This is a genomic window from Alkalicella caledoniensis, assembly GCF_014467015.1.
GTDB classification, from domain to species: domain Bacteria; phylum Bacillota; class Proteinivoracia; order Proteinivoracales; family Proteinivoracaceae; genus Alkalicella; species Alkalicella caledoniensis.
Genome location: NZ_CP058559.1, coordinates 3,239,591 through 3,260,244 on the forward strand (window position 1 = coordinate 3,239,591; position 20,654 = coordinate 3,260,244).

Below are 20,654 nucleotides of genomic sequence, written 5' to 3' on the forward strand. Positions count from 1 at the left end.
GGGCTCATTTTTTATCTTTTAGGGGGTTTGAGTGTGTTGTTTTATCTGTTCTTTAAAAGGGGACTGCTTTCTAACCAGGTTTTTAATTCTTCAACTGAAACACCGTGTCGCTGAGCCATTTCACTTAGAAAATCTTCGTTTTCTAAAAGTTTTTCCATTTTTTCGCCCATGTCCATGTGTCTAGTACCTTTATCCATATGACCTTGGCCCTTTTCGCCGAACTTTAAAAATCTGTCTTTATGTTCAGATATTACATCTCTAACTTCATCGACGGTCATACCATTGTGTTCGGCAATTTTTGCAACAACTTCCTCATCCTCTAAGAACTCAGGGGTAATAAGGGCATTGTCCTCCTTTGAACCAAAAAGTCTCATTCTAACACGTTGTTGTATAGTCATAGTATTATCTTTCTCTACAATATCTTGAGCTGAAACAAAACCTATACCAACAACCAGTAAGGTTAGAACCATAATAGATAAAATTAGTAATTTTTTGTCCATATTTTTCACCTCCTATTGTGGTTATTATTTAGTATAGCCTGAAATTATAATACTAAATTAAACAAGCTGTAAATAAACTGTAAAATACTAAAGACGTAAAATTTTTTTTAGTCGGAGCCTTTAGTTTAGGCTAATGGTAAGAATTTTCTTAGCGGAAGCAGGATTTTACCTTTCCATATTGAAAATAATATAAGGTGAGATAGAGGGGGTAAGTTTTTTGCTTAAGGTTAGAATTAAAAATAAAGGTGAACTATTGCTTATATTAACCACAATAATATGGGGGACTACTTTTGCCATATCCAAAACTGCACTAGATAGTTTGGGTCCATATGGTTTGATAGCCACTAGATTTACTATGGCAACGGTGGTTGGTATATTGTTCTTTTGGAAAAGCTTAATAAAGATAAATAGAACAGAAATTTTAGGTGGAGGAGTACTTGGTCTTTTCCTAACGGGAGGTTTTTTGTTTCAGATAGTGGGACTTCAATATACCACAGCTTCTAAAGCTGCCTTTTTAACGGGGCTTGCAGTGGTTTTTGTTCCTTTTTTTGAAAAAATATCTGGTTCTATAATCCAAGGTAAAACTAAGGTTGCTGTTATATTAGCTGTTGTTGGAACTGCTATGCTTAGTTTTGAGAGTGGTCAGGGGTACTTTTTAGGGTTAGGTGATTTCTTAGTATTGATGTGCGCAGTATGCTTTGGAGGATATATTTTTGTCCTTGAAAAAGTAGCTAACAAAGGTAATACATACTGCTTTACTGTTGTGCAAATATCCGTTACTGCAATAATCACATGGATTTTAACTTTATTTTTTGAGGGAATACCTAGACTAACAGATGGTAGGCTTGTGATTGAAATACTTTATTTGGCCTTGTTTGCTACCATATTATCAACAGTGCTACAAACAACTGGTCAAAAGACAGTGAATGCTCAAAGGGCAGCTGTGATATTTACCTTAGAACCAGTATTTGGGGCCATGTTTGCATTTTTTGTTATTCATGAGAGATTTACAACTATACAAGTTTTTGGGTCTTTGGTAATTCTAGGGGCAATACTGTATAATGAAACCAATGGATTTCGCAATATGAGAAAAACGGAGTCACTAAAATCCAAATAAGTGAAAAATATTAGTGCTTTTATTGATAATAGTAATATACTAATAATAAGATTTTGCTAAGGAGGAGTTAAAAATGAAAAATATAGCAGTTATTTTTGGAGGGAAATCTGGAGAACATGAGGTTTCTTTACAATCTGCCAAATTTATTATGGAGATGATTGATAAAGAAAAACATAATGTTGTTCCTGTAGGTATAAGCAAGGATGGTCAATGGTATACAGGTGATGATGTAAGAGAAGGCCTTTTGAACAAAGAGTTAAGGGGAAAGCCAATTTCCATAAAACTTTTTGGCAAAAATAAAGGATTTATGGTGAAGGAAGAAGATAGCTGGAGAGAGCTAGATATAGATTTAGTTTTCCCTGTATTACATGGAACCTACGGTGAAGATGGAACACTACAAGGTATGTTGGATCTTCTGAATATCCCCTATGTTGGAAGTGGTGTGCTGGGATCTTCAGTGGCTATGGATAAAGGTATGATGAAAGAGGTATTTAAGTCCCAAGGTTTGCCTGTTGGGCCATACGTTGTTTTCAACAAGTACTTATGGGATAATGAGCAAGAAAATCAAGTGAATAAAATGGAAGAATTAGGTTACCCACTTTTCGTAAAACCTGCTAACTTAGGTTCTAGTGTTGGTATATCTAAAGCCAAAAATAGAGAGCAACTTCTAGCTGCTGTTGAAGAAGCCTTCCAGTATGACTTAAAACTTGTTGTGGAAAAAGGTCTTAAAGCTAGGGAACTTGAATGCAGTGTACTAGGCAATGACGATTTGTTTGTGTCCACTGTGGGTGAAATTGTTCCAGGCAATGAGTTTTATGACTACAATGCAAAATACATCGATGATAACTCAGAAATTATTATCCCTGCTGACTTACCAGAAGGGGTTGAAGGACAAGTACAAGAACTAGCAAAACTTGCTTTTAAAGGTCTAGACTGCTTAGGTCTTTCTAGGGTAGACTTTTTCTTTGATGAAGATGGTAAGGTGTGGATCAATGAAGTGAATACTTTACCAGGGTTTACCAGTATTAGTATGTATCCGAAACTCTTAGAAGCATCTGGGGTAACAGCAAAGGATTTAGTGAAGATGTTAATCGACTTAGCTCTTAACAGACACGGTGCCATGAATAAATTGAGGCGAGACTACTAATGGTTAGAATAATTTTTACTCGACACGGAGAAACAAAGTGGAATGTAGAAGGTAGATGCCAGGGGCAAACTGATATTGAACTTACAGAAAAAGGGGTGAGTCAAGGGAAAACCTTGGCTCGACGCCTTAAAAATTTTAATATCGATGTTATACTTACAAGTGACCTCAAAAGGGCATATGACACTGCATATCAAGTTAAAAGGAAGTTTGATAAACACAATAAAGAGTTTCACCTCAAGGCTGTAGAAATTATTAAAGATCCCTTACTTAGAGAATATTCCTTTGGTCTTTGGGAAGGATTAACAACTAATGATATAAAGATGAAATACTGTGACTTGTATGAAGAACGAAATTTAGACCCTAACATAGATATACCAGAAGCTGAGAAGTACAGCGACTTAGTAAAAAGGTGTAAAGAGTTTGTGGATAAATGTGTAGAACTTTACCCAGACAGTACAGTTTTAGCAGTGACCCATAGTGGCTTCATTAAGGCACTCTTACATCATTATCTTGAATTGCCATGGAGTGTTATTAAAAATCAAATGTATGTGGGTAACTGCAGTTTAACTGTATTAAAGTGTGGGGATAAGATAGTTGTGGAAACCATAAATGACACTGCACACTTTGAAGGAGAAAGTGAAGTGAGATTGGTGGAAGCAAGACATTAAAAAAGGGGAGGTCATTAAATGTTCAAGGATTTAACCGTTGAAGAGTTTTTGCAAAACCTAGGGGAGGGGAGCGCCACACCTGGTGGTGGTACCGCTGCTGCAATTTCAGGTGCCATGGGTGCAAGCTTAATCTCTATGTTCTGTAGAGTAACTGCAGGTAGGAAAAAATATGCTGAAATCAAAGGGGAGATGGAGAAAATCGCCTCTGAAGTTGATAAGTGGAGAGAAAAACTTATCAAACTGGCAGATGAAGATTCTAACTCTTACATAGAAGTAATGAATGCATTTAAACTACCTAAAGATACAGAGGAAGAAAAATCCATTAGAGCTGAAAAAATTGAAGTGGCTAGCCAAAGGGCTACTGAGGTGCCTTTTGAGACAGCCATAGTAATATTGCCAATTCTAGAGAAGGTGTCCAGTCTCGCAAATAAAGGAAACCCCAATGCAATTAGTGATTTAAAGGTTGGGCTTGAATTATGTCATACAGGTTTTATAGGAGCCATATCAAATGTTGAGATCAATCTGCCAACATTAAATGACAAAGAGTTCAGCCGTGAAATAAAAGAAAAGATGATGGAGGCCCAAGTTAGAGCCCAAAAGGCTGTTGATGAGGGAAGAGAGAGCATATTTAACATATTCGAACAATACTAAAAGAGGCCTTAGGGCTTCTTTTAGTATTATGGGTACACCATCAAAACCATTTTTATGATTAAAAAGACTTGCGCCTTACTGACCTCTTAAAGGGAATTTTTTTTGTAGCACAGGGAATATTATTTTTGATAAGGGGTGATAAAAAAATGAGGCTTAGGGAAATTCAAACTAGTGAATTAAGTAAATATGATGATTTTAATAGAAACAATCCAAACGGTCATTTATTGCAATCCCCTGCTTGGGCTAATGTGAAGAAAAACGAGTGGGAAAGTCATTTTTTAGTCATTGAAGAAGGGGAAGAGATTGTTGGTTGTTTATCAGCAATGATCAGGTCTATTCCCTACATAAAGAAAAAAATTTTATATATACCTAGGGGACCTATTTTTAAAGACTATGACAATACAAAATTATGGGAGCAGTTTACCCAAGATATTAAAGAGTATGCCAAAGAGAAAAACTGTGTTTTAGTGAAAATTGATCCTGCCATAGAAGAAGGGCAGGGAGTTGAAGAAGTATTAAAGGGGTTAGGTTATGTTAATTTAAAAGAAGAAGAAGGGTTTGGTGGTATGCAACCTGCTGCTACCATGAGATTGGATATAACCCCAGAGCCAGATGATTTACTAGGTGGCATGCCCAAAAAAACAAGGTACAATATTACTTACCCTGAAAAAAAAGGTGTAGTATACAAAAAAACTAATCTTGATGGATTAGACGACTTTTCTAAAGTAATGGAAGCAACCAGTTCTAGGGCAAATTTTTTATCTCGTCAGAAGAACTACTATAAACTACTTCTAGATTCCCTCGGTGAGGATGCATGCCTAATAATTGCTTATTACGAGGATATACCCATCGCAGGAGGGATTACCCTTGTTTATGGAGACAAGGCATGGGCCATGTATGGTGGGGCAGCCAATGTACACACTAATTTAAAAGCCTACTACGGCTTAAACTATCAAAGGATGCTATGGGCTAAAACCCGTGGTGCAAAACTATTTGATTTTTTTGGCATACCCATTAAAAGGGAACCTGGTGAAAAATTGTATGGCTTGTATCAGTTTAAAAAGTCTTTTGGGGGCCGGGATTATGATTTTATAGGTGAGCATGATCTAGTTGTAAATAGACTATTTTATTTTATCTGGCAAGGAGCTAAACAAGGACATAAGCTAATTAAAAAAATAAAACTTTTCAAAAAAAAGGAGTAGGTAAAAAAAGGTGGAATAATATTCTAGTAAGAAGTTTTAAATAGGGAGAGGATTTTACATATGTTTCTTAGGGAAGTTACTGAATTGGATTTAGGAACTTATACAGACTGGCTATGTAGCGCAGTTAATGGTCATCTATTGCAGTCTGTTAATTGGTCAAAAGTTAAAAGGGAGGACTGGAGATCAAGGTTTTTCATGGTTATTGATAATGAGGAAATTATAGGCAGTTTCTGTGTTTTAATCCGAAAACTGCCTATTATAAATAAATCCTTTATTTATATACCAAGAGGACCTGTTCTGAAAGATACCTTGGATTTTTCTGTGTGGAAATTCATAAAGGATGAAATTATAAAAATTGGTAAAGCTGAAGATGCTCTTTTTATCAAAATTGATCCTCAAATTACCGATGCTAGAGTTGAGACTTTCTTAAAGGAATTAGGTTTTCAAAGTAAAAAGGATAATGAAGGTTTTGGTGGAATCCAACCTGCATCAACAACAATTCTAGACATTTCAAATTCTGATGAAAATATTTTAAGTAACTTTAGCAAGGGGATTAGATATAACATAAAATACCCCTCTAAAAAAGGTGTTACATACATAAATACTGGTATAGAAGGAATAGAAGATTTCAGCAAGATAATGAAGCAAACTGCTATCAGGGGTGAGTTCACCACCCGTAATCAAATCTATTATAAAAGACTTTTTGAATTATTAGGTGAGGATGTAAGCTTAATAATAGGTTATTATGACAATAAACCTATTACCGGAGGAATTACTGTTGTTTATGGCAATAAGTCTTGGGCTTTATATGGAGGGGCTAGCAGTGAACACAGGAATCTAAAAGCTTACCATGGATTGATATGGGAAAGGATTTTATGGTCAAAAAGTAGAGGGGCAGACTCCTTTGACTTTCATGGTATACCTGTGGACAGGGCAGAAGAAAGCTGTAAGAACAGTAAAGAGTATGGTATATACCAGTTTAAGAAATCCTTTGGTGGGGATGAATATGATTTTATTGGTGAATTTGATTTACCTTTGAATATTCCCCTATACCACTTAAGTCAAAAGGGTATACAGGCGAGGAGCTTGATGAATAAACTGAAGAAAAAAATAAAGAATCAGTAAAGTTAAAGTTCTTTTTTTCACTTCCCTATAAAAAGAAGGAATTTTAAATAATTGGTAGAATAGATTTATTAATGACAAGTAAATACGTGTGGATGAGCGTTTAGGGAGAGACCTTTCATAGGCGCCGAAGGAGCAAGTTGTTTTTCCTTGCAGAAAACAAATCGAAACTCTCAGGCAAAAGTACCTAAATAGTGACACATCTCTGGAGAGCATGTTAATGCACCAAAGGGGAATAATCTCTCAGGTAAAAGGACAGGGGAAAGCAAACGCTTTTACCTGTCCTTTATATATTGTGATTTTTTTAGCATACACTGAATTGGTTAATTTGTAATACCTTTACAAAAAATAAGATGGAGGTGCAACAGATGGAAAACCTAAAAAAAACCCCTCTCTTTGGTTTGCATGTGGAACTAAAGGGGAAAATAGTTGATTTCGGTGGATGGGCGCTACCAGTCCAATACACAGGAATAATCGATGAAGTAAAGGGCGTAAGAACTCAGGCAGGTCTTTTTGATGTGTCACACATGGGAGAAATCATGGTTACAGGTCCTAACGCTTTAAAGTTTCTACAAAAAATGGTCACAAATAATGTGGAAAAATTAAAATACCATCAAGTTCAATACACTCTTATGTGTTATGAAAACGGCGGTGTTGTTGATGATTTGCTGATTTACAAACTAGGTGATGAAAAATATTTCCTTGTAGTAAATGCTTCAAATGTTGATAAAGACTATCAGTGGCTTTTAGATCATAAAATTGAAGGTGTAGAAATAGAAAATATATCTGGGGATGTTTCTCAGATTGCATTTCAAGGGCCAAAAGCTCAGGAAATTTTACAGACAATCACTGATTACGACCTTAGTAATATCAAGTTCTTTTACTGTGATGAAGAGGTTGACATAGCTGGACATAAAGCATTGGTATCTAGAACAGGGTATACTGGAGAAGATGGATTTGAAATTTATTGTAAAAATGAGGATGCACCACATATATGGAATAAAATATACCAAGCTGACAAAGACCAGATAGTGCATGCGGGTTTAGGGGCTAGGGATACACTAAGGTTTGAAGCTTGTTTACCCCTATATGGCCATGAGATTGATAAGGATATAACTCCTATTGAAGCCAGTTTAAAAAGGTTTGTTAAATTTAAAAAACCTGAATATATAGGTAAAGAGGTTATTCAAAGGCATGCAGAAGAAGGTGCTCCTAGAACTACCATTGGGTTTAAAATGATTGACCGTGGAATTCCCCGTGGGGATTATCCTGTTTATAACCCACAAGGTGAAGAGTTAGGCCATGTAACCACAGGCTCCTTTTCGCCAACACTAAACTTAAATATTGGTTTAGCTTTAGTTAAAAACACAGGATTTAATGTAGGTGATGAGATTTTTATAGGTGTTCGTAACCGTCAGCTGAAAGCTGAGATTGTAAATATACCATTTTATATAAGGGAGGATGTTAAGTAATGGCTGTTAGAGAAGGTTTGTTGTATTCAAAGGATCATGAGTGGATTTTAGTTGAAGGTAACAAAGCAAAAGTGGGTGTAACTGATTATGCCCAGGCACAATTAGGTGATATCGTTTTTGTTGAACTGCCCCAAGAAGGTGACAGTGTAGCCAAAGGTGATGGCATTATAGTAATTGAGTCTGTAAAGGCTGCAGCGGATGCTTATTCCCCTGTAAGTGGATCAATTGCTGAAGTAAACGAAGACTTAATGGATGCTCCTGAGACCATCAACGAAGATCCCTATGAAGGAGGATGGTTAGTAGTAATAGAATTAGATGATGAAAGTGAGTTAGAGGAACTATTATCTCCTGAGGAATACCAAGGTTTCATTGAGGAGGAATAGAATATGACTTTTAGATATATACCCAAAACCGATGCAGAAAGGCAGGAAATGCTAGAAAGTATCGGTAAAAAAAACACGGAAGACCTGTTTAAAGATATACCGGAAAAGGTTAAGTTAAAGAGGGATATGGATATACCTGGTCCCCTTTCTGAACTTGAATTGACCAGTGAAATGCAAAAACTGGCTAATAAAAATAAAAGTAATGATAAAATCATAAGTTTCTTAGGTGGAGGCAGCTACGACCATTTTATACCTTCTGTTGTAAACCATATTTTACTGAGGTCTGAGTTTTACACAGCTTATACACCTTACCAACCTGAGATAAGCCAAGGCACCTTACAAACAATTTTTGAATTCCAGTCAATGATTTGCCGTTTAACGGGCATGGATGTCTCAAATGCTTCCATGTACGACGCAGCTACAGCTATGGCTGAAGCTGCAATCGTGGCAATTAACACAAACAGAAAGACAGATACCATCTTAATTTCCGAGGCTGTTAATCCAAGCTACAAAAAGGTATTAAAGACCTATGCCGATGCTTTAGATATCAAGGTTGTGGTTGTCCCTATTAATAAGGAGACCGGTCAGACTGATTTAAAAGATATTAAAGAAAAAATTACTGATGAAGTTGCGGGAGTTATAGTTCAAAGTCCAAATTATTTTGGCGTAATTGAAAATATGCCTGAAATTGGTGGATACTTAAAGGATATAAAACAACTATTCGTATCCGTTGTTGATCCAATATCCCTGGGTATTTTAGCTAAGCCAGGAAGTTACCATGCAGATATAGTAGTGGGTGATGGCCAAGCACTGGGGATCCCAGTTGCATTTGGTGGCCCATACCTTGGATTCTTTGCATCTACTAATAAATTAATGAGAAGAATGCCTGGTAGAATCGTTGGAGAAACCGTTGATAAAAAAGGCAAAAAAGGCTTTGTTTTAACACTTCAAACACGGGAACAACATATTCGCAGGGACAAAGCTACTTCAAATATTTGCTCTAACCAAGCATTATGTGCACTGGCTGCATCTGTTTATATGTCACTCCTAGGTGAACAAGGATTTAAACAAGTTGCCGCACTTTCTTTACAGAAGGCTAATTATATGAAAGAAAAAATAAAAGGTGTTAAGGGAATTAAACCACTATTTACAGGCCCTACATTTAAGGAATTTGCCTATAGTGTTGAAAACCCTGAAGTATTATCTAAATTAAAATCAGAAGATATCTATCTAGGAATTTCTCTAAATAAAGATTTCCCACAGCTAGATAAAGGAGTTTTGACAGCAGTAACAGAAAAAATGACTGTAGGCGAAATAAATAAAACCCTTAACAGATTGGAGGAATTAGTATGAGAGATGAAGTGAAAATGATATTTGAGAAATCTGTTTCTGGTCATGTGGGCTTCTCCCTACCTAATTCCGATGTCCCAGAGGTGGATATTAACTCTATAATCCCCCAAGAGTTATTAAGGGAAGAGAGACTAGAACTTCCAGAGGTTAGCGAGATAGAGGTTGTTAGACACTATGTTGAATTATCCACAAGGAATCATGGTGTTGATAGTGGTTTTTATCCACTGGGTTCTTGTACCATGAAATACAACCCTAAAATAAATGAAGATATGGCAAGATTACCAGGTTTTGCGAATTTACATCCTCATATGGATGACTCAGGTGCACAAGGTGCACTGGAAATGATGTATAACCTGCAAAATCACCTAGGTGAAATTACTGGGATGGATGCAGTGACTCTACAACCTGTTGCTGGTGCACATGGTGAATTAGTTGGTCTGATGCTTATTGATGCTTACCATAAAAATCGAGGAGATAAAAGAAGAACAGTACTAGTTCCTGATTCTGCCCATGGTACCAACCCAGCCAGTGCTGCTATGGCGGGCTTTAAGGTTGTGGAAATAAAATCTAACTGTGATGGCGGAGTTTGTATGGATAGTTTAGCGGAAGCTCTAAATGATGATATTGCTGCTCTTATGCTTACAAATCCTTCTACACTGGGTTTATTTGAAGAAAATATAGTAGAAATAGCCGACCTAGTCCATAAAGCAGGTGGTTTGTTATACTACGATGGTGCAAACACCAACGCCATTATGGGAATAACACGCCCAGGGGATATGGGATTTGATGTTGTTCATCTGAACTTGCATAAGACTTTTTCCACACCCCATGGTGGTGGTGGACCTGGTTCTGGACCTGTGGGAGTTAAAAAAGAACTTATGGAATTCTTACCAACTCCTATGGTAGAAAAACAAGGTGAGAACTATGTGTTAAATTACAATATACCGAAGTCCATAGGTAGGGTACATGGATTCTATGGTAATTTCGGGGTAAATGTAAGGGCATATAGCTATATCCTAACTATGGGTGCTGAAGGTTTAAAGCAAGTAAGTGAGGATGCAGTGCTAAATGCAAACTACATCATGGAGCATTTGAAGGAATACTATTTCCTTCCAAATGATAGAACATGCATGCATGAGTTTGTTTTCTCTGGGAAAGAGTTTAAAAAGTATGGTGTAAGGACTTTAGATATTGCTAAGGCTCTTTTAGATTATGGCTATCATCCGCCAACAATCTATTTCCCAATGATTGTTGAAGAAGCTCTCATGATAGAGCCAACTGAAACAGAAACTAAAGAAACACTAGACAAATTTATTCAGGCAATGAAAGATATAGCTACTACAGCTAAAAATGATCCGGAAAAAATAAAAAATGCTCCACATACTACCTTCTTAGATAGACTAGACGAAGTAGGGGCTGCAAGAAACCCAATAGTATGCTGTCAGATTAACTGGAAAGAGTAGTTCACTAAGTTGGATTCAGTTGGTTAGTTGGCTAGTAGACAGTTGGTAAGGAAAAGATTAAATAAAGCAAACTGCCGGTTATTTTAACCGGCAGTAGTTTTATGGACAGAAATTATAGTGGCTTTAATATTCAAAAAGGGAGGCTGAATTCTTATGTATGATATTATTGTAGTGGGTGGAGGTCCTGGCGGATATGTTGCAGCTATCAAAGGCGCTCATCTTGGCAAAAAAGTTGCCTTGATCGAAGATATTCGTTTAGGAGGGACATGCCTAAACAGAGGTTGTATTCCTACCAAAGCTCTTTATAGATCAAGTTATGTGGGCAAGTTAATTCAGAAGTCTTCTGAATTTGGGTTTGATATTGAAGGATATACAGTGAACTACACGAGAATAAAAGAAAGAAAAGATGAAATTGTAGATAACCTTGTGAAGGGTATAGAAGGCTTGATTAAGGCTAACAAAATCGACTTTTTCCACGGTAAAGGTATTTTTCTAGATAACAACACAGTCCAGGTAGAAGGTGTAGACGAAACCTTAAAGGGTGATAAAGTTATTATAGCAACTGGCTCTAAGCCCTTTGTCCCACCGATTCCAGGAGCTGATTTGCCTGGTGTCCTAACATCTGATGACATACTAGAATTAGATAACCTACCAAAAAGTATGGTTGTAATTGGTGGTGGTGTTGTAGGTACTGAATTTGCTGGGATTTTTGCGCAGTTGGGTGTGGAGGTTACCTTAATCGAGATGTTACCTAGGATTTTGTATAATTTTGATGAAGAACTTGTACGTAGACTAAATGTGTTTTTGAAGAAGTCTAGTGTAAATATTTTAGCTGGATCTAAAGTTAAAAACATTAGCAAAGGAGAAGAAGGACTAATAATAGCTGTGGAAACTAAAAAAGGTGAAGTGGAAATAGATGCACAGATATGCTTGATGGCTGGTGGTAGAAGGCCGAACCTTAATGGTCTAGATAATTTAGATTTGACACTTAAGCAAAATGGCGGAATTTTAACCAATGAGAAGATGGAAACAAATATTCCCAATGTGTATGCCATCGGGGATTGTACTGGTGGAATAATGCTAGCACACGTGGCATCTGCTGAAGGGATTGTGGCTGTTGAAAATATTGTAGGGGAAGAAGATTCTGCTATGGATTATAGCTGCGTGCCAAGTGTAGTGTTCACATACCCAGAGCTTTCTAGCGTTGGTCTATCCGAAGAAGAGTGTAAAGAAAAAGGAATAGAATGTACTGTGAGTAAGTTTAACTTTGCAGCAAATGGTAAAGCACTGGCAGAAGGTGAGCCAGAAGGAACTGTGAAAATTGTAGCTGACAGTAACAGTACAATCATCGGGGTGCACATTTTAGGGCCCCATAGTAGTGATTTAATAGCTGAGGGAGCTTTAGCTGTTCAAAATAAACTAAAGGCTTCAGATGTGTATAAAACAATTCATGCCCACCCTACACTAGCAGAAACCTTCGCAGAAGCAGCCCATGGTATAGACGGAGAAATAATCCATCAAGCACCAAAAGCTAAAAGGAAGTAACAATAAAAGGCCACCACCAGTGGTCTTTTATTGTTACTTAATGTTTTGATTTTCCTTTCCAACTAACCAATTGTCCAACTTTTTAAAGTTTTAATTTTGTCCATGCTATTGCTATATAATCCCATAAGGATTATAATAATAAAAGAAAAAAATGGAATATAAGGGTTGATAATATGAACATGATGGTTATACACGGACCTAATTTAAACCTATTAGGTACAAGGAAACCAGAGATTTACGGTAAAAAAACTTTAAATGAAATAAATTCCGAAATTTTATGTTATGCTAAGGAAAACAATATAAAAGTGGAAATATTTCAAAGCAACAGTGAAAGTGAAATAATTGATTTGTTACATAAGTCAAAGGAAATTTTTCAATCTCAGGGTATAGTATTAAACCCTGCAGCATACACCCATTATAGCTATGCCATAGCAGATGCAGTAGAAGCTATTGAGATACCTGTGGTTGAAGTGCACCTCTCAAATATTCACGGAAGGGAAGAATTCCGAAGAAAATCTGTAATTGCACCTTTTGCTATGGGACAGGTTTCAGGTTTTGGAGGTCATGGCTATATTTTAGCAATGGATGCCTTGTTGAATAAAAAAAGGAGGGGTTAAAATGGAAAGATTAGCGAAGATTAAGGGTAAAATAAAAGAGCAAAATATTGATGCTTTTTTGGTTCTGCAACCACAAAACAGATACTATTTATCGGGTTTTACTGGAAGTAGTGGATATTTAATCATAGCTGAGAATGAAGGGATATTTTTAACAGACTTCCGCTACAAAGAGCAAGCAAGAACACAGGTACAAGGGTTCACAATAGTTCAACATGGGCTAGATGTATTAGGGGATATATATACTGAACTTAAGAGGTTAGGTGTGAAACGTTTAGGATTTGAACAAGAACATATTACCTATTCCCAATACTTAAACTTTACTAATGCTTTTGAAGGTATTGAACTAATCAACATTAAACCAATTGTTGAAGAGCTAAGAATGTTCAAGGATGAAGGTGAAATATCAAAAATTGAGTATTCCATAGATATCGCCGGAAGAGCCTTTGCACATATACTAGGGTTTTTAAAGCCTGGAATTACTGAAAGGGAAGTTGCTTTAGAACTTGAAGTTTTCATGAAAAAAGAGGGTGCATCAGGTTTAGCATTTACAACTATTGTTGCCTCTGGACAAAGATCATCTTTACCCCATGGTATTGCTTCAGAGAAGTGTCTAGAAAAAGGTGATTTTGTAAAAATGGATTTTGGCTGTGTTTACAATAACTACTGTTCAGATATTACTAGAACTGTTGTTTTAGGCAAAGCAACCGATAGGCAAAAGGAAATTTACAACACTGTTCTACAAGCTCAGCAGAATGCCCTTGAAGGAATAAGGCCAGGCATGACTGGTATGGAAGCTGACAGTTTAGCTAGGGATATTATCTATAAAAATGGCTTTAAAGACAATTTTGGTCATGGATTAGGTCATAGTATAGGCATGGTTGTACATGAGAATCCTAGATTAGCTCCTAAATCATCAGATATTTTACAACCAGGTCATGTTTTCACTGTTGAACCTGGGATCTATATAGAGGACTTTGGCGGTGTAAGAATTGAAGATATGATTGTTATTACCGAAAATGGCAATAGAAATTTAACAAAGGTTACAAAAGAATTAATAGAAATTAACTAATATTAAGGAGGACAACTAATGATTTCACCAAATGACTTCAGAACAGGACTAACTATTGAGTACGAAGGAGCAGTATTTCAAATAGTAGACTTCCAACACGTTAAGCCTGGCAAGGGAGCTGCCTTTGTAAGAACTAAAATTAAAAATGTTGAAACAGGAGCAGTGTTAGAAAGAACTTTTAACCCTAAGGAAAAAATTGAAAAAGCACATATTGATAGAAGAACAATGCAATACCTTTATGCTACTGGTGAAGAGTATATGTTCATGGATACTGACAATTATGAGCAGATTGGTTTAACAGAAGAACAACTTGAAAACAATGTTAAGTTTTTAATTGAAGAGATGAATATTACAATCCTATATTATAAAGAAAGAGCTATAGGAATAGAATTACCTAATTCTGTTGTTTTAGAGGTTGTTGAAACAGAGCCAGGTATCAAAGGTGATACTGCTTCAGGTGGTTCTAAACCAGCAACTTTACAAACTGGTTTAACTGTACAGGTTCCATTTTTTATAAATGTTGGCGATAAATTAAAGATTGATACCAGAAGTAGTTCTTACGTTGAAAGAGCTTAATTTATTGGATAATTTTTATAAGATGGGGCATGTTAAATATTAGTTAAAAAAAGGAGGTTATTACAGATGGCTGAGCTTAAAGAGAAAATTTCTTACATTCAAGGACTTGCAGATGGTTTGAACATCGATGATAAAAGTGCAGAGGGTAAAGTTTTAGTACACATGCTAGAGGTCTTAGAGGATATGGCTGAAATTATCGAAGATATTGATGTAAGTCAAGCAGAACTTGAGGATTATGTAGAAGCTATAGATGAAGATTTAGCAGAGCTTGAGACTGACTTTTTAGAAACTGAAGTTAGTGGATGTTGTGGTCATGACCATGATGAAGATGAATATCTAGATGATGAGTATTTAGATGAGCTAGACGATATAGACTTAGAAGATGATGAAGACGTAGAAGTAGAGTGCCCACACTGTGGGGAATTAGTATATGTAGAAGAAGACGACCTAGCAGACGAAGAATTAGAGATTCTATGTCCATCATGCAACTTAGTAGTATTTGAAAGCAATGACGAATTAGAAGAAGAAGAGATATTCTAAATGCCAAAGACCCGCGAGGGTCTTTTTTTTGTCTTTAAAAAATTTTAGATCATTTTTTGTGATAACTGTACTCAAACAACTGGTAAACTATAAAAAAAATAAATGCGCCCCTTCTGGGTGCATTTATTTTTTTGTCATAATAACGCTTGTTTTCAAATATCTATTATTTAAGAAGGAGGAAGTATGTATGGAAAATTCTTTTACACAGATTCTTATGTATTTTCCCAGTGACATAAGGCCATATGTGGAACAAATGCTTACTAAACATCCCGAGACACTTGAGGAAATAAGGATTAGGATAAACCGCCCACTATCTTTTCTAATTGCAGGTAAGGAAATACATAATTTAGGAACAACAGTAATTGATAAAGAAACCCTAGAGAAGATATTTCATATTATCACAAATTATTCATATTACTCCGTGGAGCAAGAACTGCAAAATGGTTACATAACTATACCAGGGGGACACCGTATAGGCATATGCGGTAAAGCTGTTGTTGAGCAAGGAAAAATTAAAACATTAGTGGATATAAACAGCTTAAATTTTAGGCTTGCAAGGCAAAAAAAAGGTGTTGCAGATAAGGTTTTGCCGTATCTATTTAATAACAGGGAATTTTTAAGCACTATAATTCTTTCACCACCAAACTGCGGGAAAACTACTTTGCTTAGGGATATAATTAGGAATTTAGCTGGGACCGCAAAATACCATTACAAAGTTGCAGTAATAGATGAAAGATCAGAGCTTGGGGGCTGTTACAAAGGTATCCCTCAGCTAGACCTAGGCTTGAGAAGTGACATCGTTGATGGGTGCCCTAAAAGAGATGGCATGATAATGATGATAAGGGCAATGTCTCCGCACATAGTTGCCACAGATGAGTTAGGTAAAAAAGAAGATGTGGAAGCACTGGAGTATGCCATTACAGCAGGGGTTAAGGTGCTAACAACGGTACACGGTCATGACCTACATGACCTGAAGAAAAAACCTTACTTTGATCATATTCTCCATCTAAAGCTTTTTAAAAGGTTGGTGATAATGTCCAACAAAAAAGGAATGGGAACCATAGAAGATATTTATAGTCTAGAAACGGGTAAAAGTGTATTAGGAGGGGTGTTAAATGTTTAAACTTGTGGGTGCTGTATGTATTGTTTTTGCTACAAGTAGCTATGGTTTTCAAAAGGCTAAGAATTTTAGAAATAGAACTGAAGAGCTGAGGCTTTTCCAAGATGGGCTTTCCATGCTGCAAACAGAGGTTACATATGGTCTGACTCCCTTACCTGAAGCTTTGAGGAAAATCGGCAAGATAGTTAAGGCACCTGTAGGCGATTTTTTTCAAGAAGTTTTTTCTAAACTCATGAGGGGAGATGGAAACCTCTTTACAAGCTATTGGGATGAAACTCTAGACAGTTTTCCTACGGCCCTTAATCAAGAAGATAAAGAGATAATTAGAAATCTTGGATACAGTCTTGGGAGAAGTAGTGTATCTGAGCAAAAGAAGCATATTGATATTACTCTAAAGCAACTATATACGGCTGAAAGGGAAAGTAAAGAGCAGTGCGCTAAAAACGAAAAAATGTGGAAGTATCTTGGCTTTTTTTCAGGATTGGCCTTAGTTTTAGTACTGTTATAAAGGTGAAAGGGGAAAATTAGATGCCAAACATTAACTTGATTTTTCAGATTGCGGGCTTAGGAGTTCTAATTGCGATTTTTAGTATAGTTTTGGAACAAGCACAGAAAAAAGAACATGGGCAGATGCTTACATTAGTGGGGGTTATAGTTGTTTTATTGATAGTAATTCAGCTCATCGCTGAGCTCTTCACTACCATTAGAACTATATTTAATATGTAGGGGTGGTACAAGTGGATATTATACAAATTGTGGCTTTTGGCTTAATTTCTACAGTTATTATTATTCTTATCAAGCAACAAAAACCGGAAATAGCCATGCAGATAACTTTAGCTGCAGGGGCCATGATTTTTCTGGCCTTGGCAGGTTCCATTTACACAGTAATGAAAACCTTCGAGGAACTGGCATATAAGGCAGATTTAAATATGATTTTTTTGGGAACCATGCTCAGAATCATAGGAATTGCTTATGTTACAGAGTTTGGGGCACAGGTATGTAGAGATGCGGGAGAAGGAACCATAGCAAACAAGGTTGAATTTGCAGGTAAAATAATGATGATTTTGCTGGCTGTACCAATTATAAGTACAATACTTAACACTTTGATTTACATATTGCCCTAAAAGCCATAGGAGGAAAAAACATGAAAAGAGTCATCATCATAACCTTAGGAATAATACTGCTATTTAGCTTAAACGTAATGGCTGAGGAAGTTGAAAGTGAATACATAGATTTAACAGAGATTGAGGGATATTGGTACCAGTTAGAGGAAGAATTTGGGCAATATGTGCCTACACTAAATATTAGAGAAATGCTCAGGGGCGAACAGTCTATTCCATTAAGCATAGGTGAGCTTTTTAAAAATGTAACATCCTTTTTGTTTCGTGAGGTTGTTGCTAATTTTCGCTTAATGGGGCAGCTAATTATTTTGGCTGTGCTAGCAGCCCTTTTGGAAAACCTAAAAAGTGCATTTGCTCAAGATACTGTGGCAAAGCTAGCACAAGGTGTAGTATTCTTAGTGCTTTTTACCATAGCTATCAACAGCTTTAGACTAGCCTTAGATCTAGGCAGAGGAGTTATAGATAACATGATAGATACCATGCAGGCTTTGATACCTTTGCTTCTTACCCTAATGGCAGGTATGGGATCTGTGACCAGTGTAGCCTTATTTAAGCCCCTAGTGTTTTTGATAGTAAATTTAGGTTCAATTGTAATTAAAAACGTTGTTTTTCCAATGATTTTTTTAGCGACTATTTTATATATGGTGGATAACATCAGTAACTATAAACTTAACAAGTTAGCGGGATTCTTAAAGGACGCCAGTATGTATATTTTGGGATTCACTTTAATCTGTTTCGTTGGTGTTACTGCCATTCAGGGAGTTGGCGCTGCGGTTGTAGATGGTGTAGGGATAAAAACTGGTAAATTTGCAGCCAAGGTATTCATACCAGTGGTGGGGGGATTGTTTGCCGATGCTTTTGAAACTGTGGTAGGCGCCTCTTTGGTTCTTAAATCGGCGGTGTCAGTTTATGGACTAGTATTGGTTCTAATGATATCTATTTTTCCACTAATTAAAATAATTGCCATGACTTTAATATATAGGCTAACAGCAGCAATACTTCAGCCCCTTGGGGATACACCTATAGTTAAAACTTTGGAGACCATGGGCAATTGTCTGACTTTTATGTTTATAGCAGTTTTAGCCTCATCGGTTATGTATTTTATGACCTTGGCTATTATCATGGGGGCGGGCAACATAACACAGATGATTAGGTAGGTGAAAAAATGGATGTTTTAAACAGTGTAGTTAGAAATTTAGTAATTTTAGTTATTGTAATGACTTTTTTAGAAATGTTGTTGCCTGAAAACAAGCTTAGAAATTACGCTAAGCTCATATTTGGCCTTATGATAATTGCAACAATTTTAAACCCTATAATAGTTCTATTAAGTGATTTAGGTAGAATTGAGTTTACAGAATTTGTTTTTTCAGGGGAAATAGAGATGGAAAATGAACAAGATATTCAAGAGGCCTATAATGAAAAGACACTGAATCAATACATAAAAAATATAGAGGATACAGCACTTGGAATAATAAAACCACATACTGAAGGGTATGAAGTACAGGTTGAAGCACATATAGATAATAATTTTGATAGTGCTGATTTTGGGAAGCTTATGTATGTAAATATTTTTATGACCAAAATACATGAAGGAGTCAAACCAATAAAACCAGTGGTAATTGGTAAGGACAATACAGTAGAGTTTGTTGAATACCAAGACGATGAAGAAATTAAAAAAGCTATAAGTGACCATTTCCAGATTTCTAGATCCATAGTAAATGTAAAAGTTGAGAGGGAGGAGGGATAAAGTGGATAATAATTTCTTTGGAAAGTTGACTAAGCAGCTAAAGGGAAACAAGAAAAACAAAACACTTCTAATACTCATAGTTATTGGGATATCATTACTTATAATTAATAAAATGATTTCACCTGGAGGTAGTGGGAAAAGCCCTGCTACTACTTCGCCTAAAGTAGAGACCCTAGAAAGCTTTGAAAATGATATACAAAGGGAATTAGAAACTATGCTCAATAGAATGAAGGGCGTAGGTAAAGTACATGTAATGGTTACCCTTGATAGTGGACCAGAAACTATCTACAGTGAAAATGTTACAGAAAGTCAAAAAGATATGAATGAACAAGATAATCAAGGTGGTGTAAGAACCACTGTAGAATACAACCGTACAGGGCAATTAGTAATAGTGAGAAAAGGCGGAGGAGAAGAGCCTGTTATTATTAAAGAAGTTATGCCAAAGGTAAGGGGGGTACTTGTGGTAGCAGAGAAAGCTTCAAACCCAAAGGTGCGGCAAGAAATACAAAAAGCAATTCAAGGGATTTTAGACGTTCCAGCATATAAAATTTCTGTGGTTGAGGGAGAATAAGAGAGGAGGATTACAAGTGACAGATAAAAAGTTTACAATACGGGCAATGAAATTAACTGACTTGAAAACTTGGGGTATAGTATTGGCAATAGTGTTAATATTAGCAATTGGCATAGGCAGCTTTATAGGGTTTGGCTCGTTCTTTAGTAGCGAAAAAAATGATAGCAAAGGAGAAGATCAAGACGTCTTTTTACAAGACCCAGAGGACGAAGACAACTGGAAGCTTGAAAGATCAGAAGAATTCTTTGTTGAGTACCGTTTAGAAAGGGAACGGGTAAGAAGCAAGGAACTTGATTTACTGCAACAAATGATAAACAACCCAAATACCAGTAGTGATTCAAAGCGGGAAGCAGAACTTAAGGTAATGCAGTTAAAAGAACTTATGGAATTAGAACTAAATGTTGAAAGCTCTTTAGTGGCCCTTGGTTATAATCACGCCATACTTTTCTTTCAAAATGGAAATGCAAATGTTGTGGTAAATGCCGAAGCATTAACTAGGGAAGAAAAGGCTCATATAGCAGAGATTGTTAGTAAAGCAACGGGTGTAGAGAGATATCAGGTAACAATAACTGAAAAAGGTAATTAAAATAAATTTGTTTTGTAATTCTATGTTTTTTTGGTATAATATACTATAAATGAACTTATGATTACCTTATACATAATATGGAGGTGT

At 36.3% G+C, this 20,654-nt stretch carries 24 protein-coding genes and 1 riboswitch; of the genes, 23 read left to right on the plus strand and 1 reads right to left on the minus strand.

Annotation, left to right across the window (positions count from 1 at the left end):
- Positions 1-41: 41 nt before the first annotated feature.
- Entirely contained in the window at positions 42-500 is a 459-nt protein-coding gene (locus tag HYG86_RS15785) for a hypothetical protein (protein WP_213166522.1), read from the minus strand.
- Between the two features lie 217 nt (positions 501-717).
- Here HYG86_RS15785 and HYG86_RS15790 point away from each other — a divergent pair, with 217 nt between their 5' ends.
- From HYG86_RS15790 to HYG86_RS15900, 23 genes are all read left to right on the plus strand, one after another.
- A complete protein-coding gene (locus tag HYG86_RS15790; RefSeq protein WP_213166523.1) occupies positions 718-1,617 on the plus strand; it encodes a DMT family transporter in 900 nt (299 codons plus the stop codon).
- Between the two features lie 73 nt (positions 1,618-1,690).
- Entirely contained in the window at positions 1,691-2,764 is a 1,074-nt protein-coding gene (locus HYG86_RS15795) for a D-alanine--D-alanine ligase family protein (protein ID WP_213166524.1), read from the plus strand.
- Complete coding sequence (locus tag HYG86_RS15800) at positions 2,764-3,432, plus strand: histidine phosphatase family protein (RefSeq protein WP_213166525.1); 669 nt, start codon at positions 2,764-2,766, stop codon at positions 3,430-3,432. Before HYG86_RS15795 ends, HYG86_RS15800 begins: the two co-directional genes overlap by 1 nt.
- 18 nt (positions 3,433-3,450) lie before the next feature.
- A complete protein-coding gene (locus tag HYG86_RS15805; protein ID WP_213166526.1) occupies positions 3,451-4,083 on the plus strand; it encodes a cyclodeaminase/cyclohydrolase family protein in 633 nt (210 codons plus the stop codon).
- Positions 4,084-4,229: 146 nt separating this feature from the next.
- Positions 4,230-5,285, plus strand: coding sequence for a lipid II:glycine glycyltransferase FemX (locus HYG86_RS15810; RefSeq protein ID WP_213166527.1), 1,056 nt, complete (start codon positions 4,230-4,232; stop codon positions 5,283-5,285).
- A 60-nt stretch (positions 5,286-5,345) separates the two neighbouring features.
- Complete coding sequence (locus HYG86_RS15815) at positions 5,346-6,410, plus strand: lipid II:glycine glycyltransferase FemX (protein WP_213166528.1); 1,065 nt, start codon at positions 5,346-5,348, stop codon at positions 6,408-6,410.
- Positions 6,411-6,502: 92 nt separating this feature from the next.
- A riboswitch (glycine riboswitch) is annotated at positions 6,503-6,606 on the plus strand.
- A 169-nt stretch (positions 6,607-6,775) separates the two neighbouring features.
- Entirely contained in the window at positions 6,776-7,879 is a 1,104-nt protein-coding gene (gene gcvT / locus HYG86_RS15820; protein WP_213166529.1) for a glycine cleavage system aminomethyltransferase GcvT, read from the plus strand.
- Positions 7,879-8,262, plus strand: coding sequence for a glycine cleavage system protein GcvH (gene gcvH / locus HYG86_RS15825; protein WP_213166530.1), 384 nt, complete (start codon positions 7,879-7,881; stop codon positions 8,260-8,262). Before gcvT ends, gcvH begins: the two co-directional genes overlap by 1 nt.
- Before the next feature lie 3 nt (positions 8,263-8,265).
- Complete coding sequence (gene gcvPA / locus HYG86_RS15830; RefSeq protein WP_213166531.1) at positions 8,266-9,615, plus strand: aminomethyl-transferring glycine dehydrogenase subunit GcvPA; 1,350 nt, start codon at positions 8,266-8,268, stop codon at positions 9,613-9,615.
- Positions 9,612-11,075: an aminomethyl-transferring glycine dehydrogenase subunit GcvPB gene (gcvPB, locus tag HYG86_RS15835; protein WP_213166532.1), complete on the plus strand. Its 1,464-nt coding sequence runs from the start codon at positions 9,612-9,614 to the stop codon at positions 11,073-11,075. Before gcvPA ends, gcvPB begins: the two co-directional genes overlap by 4 nt.
- A 153-nt stretch (positions 11,076-11,228) precedes the next feature.
- Complete coding sequence (lpdA, locus tag HYG86_RS15840) at positions 11,229-12,620, plus strand: dihydrolipoyl dehydrogenase (protein WP_213166533.1); 1,392 nt, start codon at positions 11,229-11,231, stop codon at positions 12,618-12,620.
- Positions 12,621-12,793: 173 nt separating this feature from the next.
- Positions 12,794-13,237 carry a type II 3-dehydroquinate dehydratase gene (gene aroQ, locus HYG86_RS15845; RefSeq protein WP_213166534.1) on the plus strand — a complete coding sequence of 148 codons (444 nt, stop codon included), beginning with the start codon at positions 12,794-12,796 and terminating at the stop codon, positions 13,235-13,237.
- 1 nt (position 13,238) lies between these two features.
- Complete coding sequence (locus HYG86_RS15850; RefSeq protein ID WP_213166535.1) at positions 13,239-14,306, plus strand: M24 family metallopeptidase; 1,068 nt, start codon at positions 13,239-13,241, stop codon at positions 14,304-14,306.
- Positions 14,307-14,324: 18 nt separating this feature from the next.
- The gene (gene efp / locus HYG86_RS15855; protein ID WP_213166536.1) at positions 14,325-14,882 is read left to right on the plus strand and encodes an elongation factor P; all 558 of its coding nucleotides are present in this window, start codon (positions 14,325-14,327) and stop codon (positions 14,880-14,882) included.
- Positions 14,883-14,948: 66 nt separating this feature from the next.
- Positions 14,949-15,422 carry a CD1247 N-terminal domain-containing protein gene (locus HYG86_RS15860; RefSeq protein ID WP_213166537.1) on the plus strand — a complete coding sequence of 158 codons (474 nt, stop codon included), beginning with the start codon at positions 14,949-14,951 and terminating at the stop codon, positions 15,420-15,422.
- Between the two features lie 187 nt (positions 15,423-15,609).
- Positions 15,610-16,545 (plus strand): stage III sporulation protein AA, encoded by a 936-nt coding sequence (gene spoIIIAA / locus HYG86_RS15865; RefSeq protein ID WP_213166538.1) that lies wholly within the window; start codon positions 15,610-15,612, stop codon positions 16,543-16,545.
- Complete coding sequence (gene spoIIIAB / locus HYG86_RS15870) at positions 16,538-17,050, plus strand: stage III sporulation protein SpoIIIAB (protein ID WP_213166539.1); 513 nt, start codon at positions 16,538-16,540, stop codon at positions 17,048-17,050. Before spoIIIAA ends, spoIIIAB begins: the two co-directional genes overlap by 8 nt.
- Positions 17,051-17,070: 20 nt before the next feature.
- Entirely contained in the window at positions 17,071-17,268 is a 198-nt protein-coding gene (gene spoIIIAC, locus HYG86_RS15875) for a stage III sporulation protein AC (protein WP_213166540.1), read from the plus strand.
- An 11-nt stretch (positions 17,269-17,279) separates the two neighbouring features.
- A complete protein-coding gene (gene spoIIIAD, locus HYG86_RS15880; protein ID WP_213166541.1) occupies positions 17,280-17,666 on the plus strand; it encodes a stage III sporulation protein AD in 387 nt (128 codons plus the stop codon).
- Between the two features lie 20 nt (positions 17,667-17,686).
- Positions 17,687-18,820, plus strand: a complete 1,134-nt coding sequence (gene spoIIIAE, locus HYG86_RS15885) for a stage III sporulation protein AE (RefSeq protein ID WP_213166542.1) — start codon at positions 17,687-17,689, stop codon at positions 18,818-18,820.
- A gap of 8 nt (positions 18,821-18,828) precedes the next feature.
- A complete protein-coding gene (gene spoIIIAF, locus HYG86_RS15890) occupies positions 18,829-19,410 on the plus strand; it encodes a stage III sporulation protein AF (protein ID WP_213166543.1) in 582 nt (193 codons plus the stop codon).
- Position 19,411: 1 nt separating this feature from the next.
- Positions 19,412-19,981 carry a hypothetical protein gene (locus HYG86_RS15895; protein ID WP_213166544.1) on the plus strand — a complete coding sequence of 190 codons (570 nt, stop codon included), beginning with the start codon at positions 19,412-19,414 and terminating at the stop codon, positions 19,979-19,981.
- A 16-nt stretch (positions 19,982-19,997) separates the two neighbouring features.
- Positions 19,998-20,567, plus strand: a complete 570-nt coding sequence (locus tag HYG86_RS15900) for a SpoIIIAH-like family protein (RefSeq protein WP_213166545.1) — start codon at positions 19,998-20,000, stop codon at positions 20,565-20,567.
- The last annotated feature ends 87 nt before the right edge of the window (positions 20,568-20,654 follow it).

Excerpts from the sequence above, each read along its gene's own strand:
- gcvH (WP_213166530.1), top strand. The coding sequence starts at position 7,879 with ATGGCTGTTAGAGAAGGTTTGTTGTATTCAAAGGATCATGAGTGGATT.
- HYG86_RS15810 (WP_213166527.1), top strand. The coding sequence starts at position 4,230 with ATGAGGCTTAGGGAAATTCAAACTAGTGAATTAAGTAAATATGATGAT.
- gcvPA (WP_213166531.1), top strand. The coding sequence starts at position 8,266 with ATGACTTTTAGATATATACCCAAAACCGATGCAGAAAGGCAGGAAATG.
- HYG86_RS15785 (WP_213166522.1), bottom strand. The coding sequence starts at position 500 with ATGGACAAAAAATTACTAATTTTATCTATTATGGTTCTAACCTTACTG.
- gcvPB (WP_213166532.1), top strand. The coding sequence starts at position 9,612 with ATGAGAGATGAAGTGAAAATGATATTTGAGAAATCTGTTTCTGGTCAT.
- spoIIIAC (WP_213166540.1), top strand. The coding sequence starts at position 17,071 with ATGCCAAACATTAACTTGATTTTTCAGATTGCGGGCTTAGGAGTTCTA.
- gcvT (WP_213166529.1), top strand. The coding sequence starts at position 6,776 with ATGGAAAACCTAAAAAAAACCCCTCTCTTTGGTTTGCATGTGGAACTA.
- efp (WP_213166536.1), top strand. The coding sequence starts at position 14,325 with ATGATTTCACCAAATGACTTCAGAACAGGACTAACTATTGAGTACGAA.
- HYG86_RS15800 (WP_213166525.1), top strand. The coding sequence starts at position 2,764 with ATGGTTAGAATAATTTTTACTCGACACGGAGAAACAAAGTGGAATGTA.
- HYG86_RS15850 (WP_213166535.1), top strand. The coding sequence starts at position 13,239 with ATGGAAAGATTAGCGAAGATTAAGGGTAAAATAAAAGAGCAAAATATT.
- spoIIIAE (WP_213166542.1), top strand. The coding sequence starts at position 17,687 with ATGAAAAGAGTCATCATCATAACCTTAGGAATAATACTGCTATTTAGC.
- HYG86_RS15795 (WP_213166524.1), top strand. The coding sequence starts at position 1,691 with ATGAAAAATATAGCAGTTATTTTTGGAGGGAAATCTGGAGAACATGAG.
- HYG86_RS15815 (WP_213166528.1), top strand. The coding sequence starts at position 5,346 with ATGTTTCTTAGGGAAGTTACTGAATTGGATTTAGGAACTTATACAGAC.
- aroQ (WP_213166534.1), top strand. The coding sequence starts at position 12,794 with ATGAACATGATGGTTATACACGGACCTAATTTAAACCTATTAGGTACA.
- HYG86_RS15860 (WP_213166537.1), top strand. The coding sequence starts at position 14,949 with ATGGCTGAGCTTAAAGAGAAAATTTCTTACATTCAAGGACTTGCAGAT.
- HYG86_RS15805 (WP_213166526.1), top strand. The coding sequence starts at position 3,451 with ATGTTCAAGGATTTAACCGTTGAAGAGTTTTTGCAAAACCTAGGGGAG.
- spoIIIAB (WP_213166539.1), top strand. The coding sequence starts at position 16,538 with ATGTTTAAACTTGTGGGTGCTGTATGTATTGTTTTTGCTACAAGTAGC.
- spoIIIAA (WP_213166538.1), top strand. The coding sequence starts at position 15,610 with ATGGAAAATTCTTTTACACAGATTCTTATGTATTTTCCCAGTGACATA.
- lpdA (WP_213166533.1), top strand. The coding sequence starts at position 11,229 with ATGTATGATATTATTGTAGTGGGTGGAGGTCCTGGCGGATATGTTGCA.
- spoIIIAF (WP_213166543.1), top strand. The coding sequence starts at position 18,829 with ATGGATGTTTTAAACAGTGTAGTTAGAAATTTAGTAATTTTAGTTATT.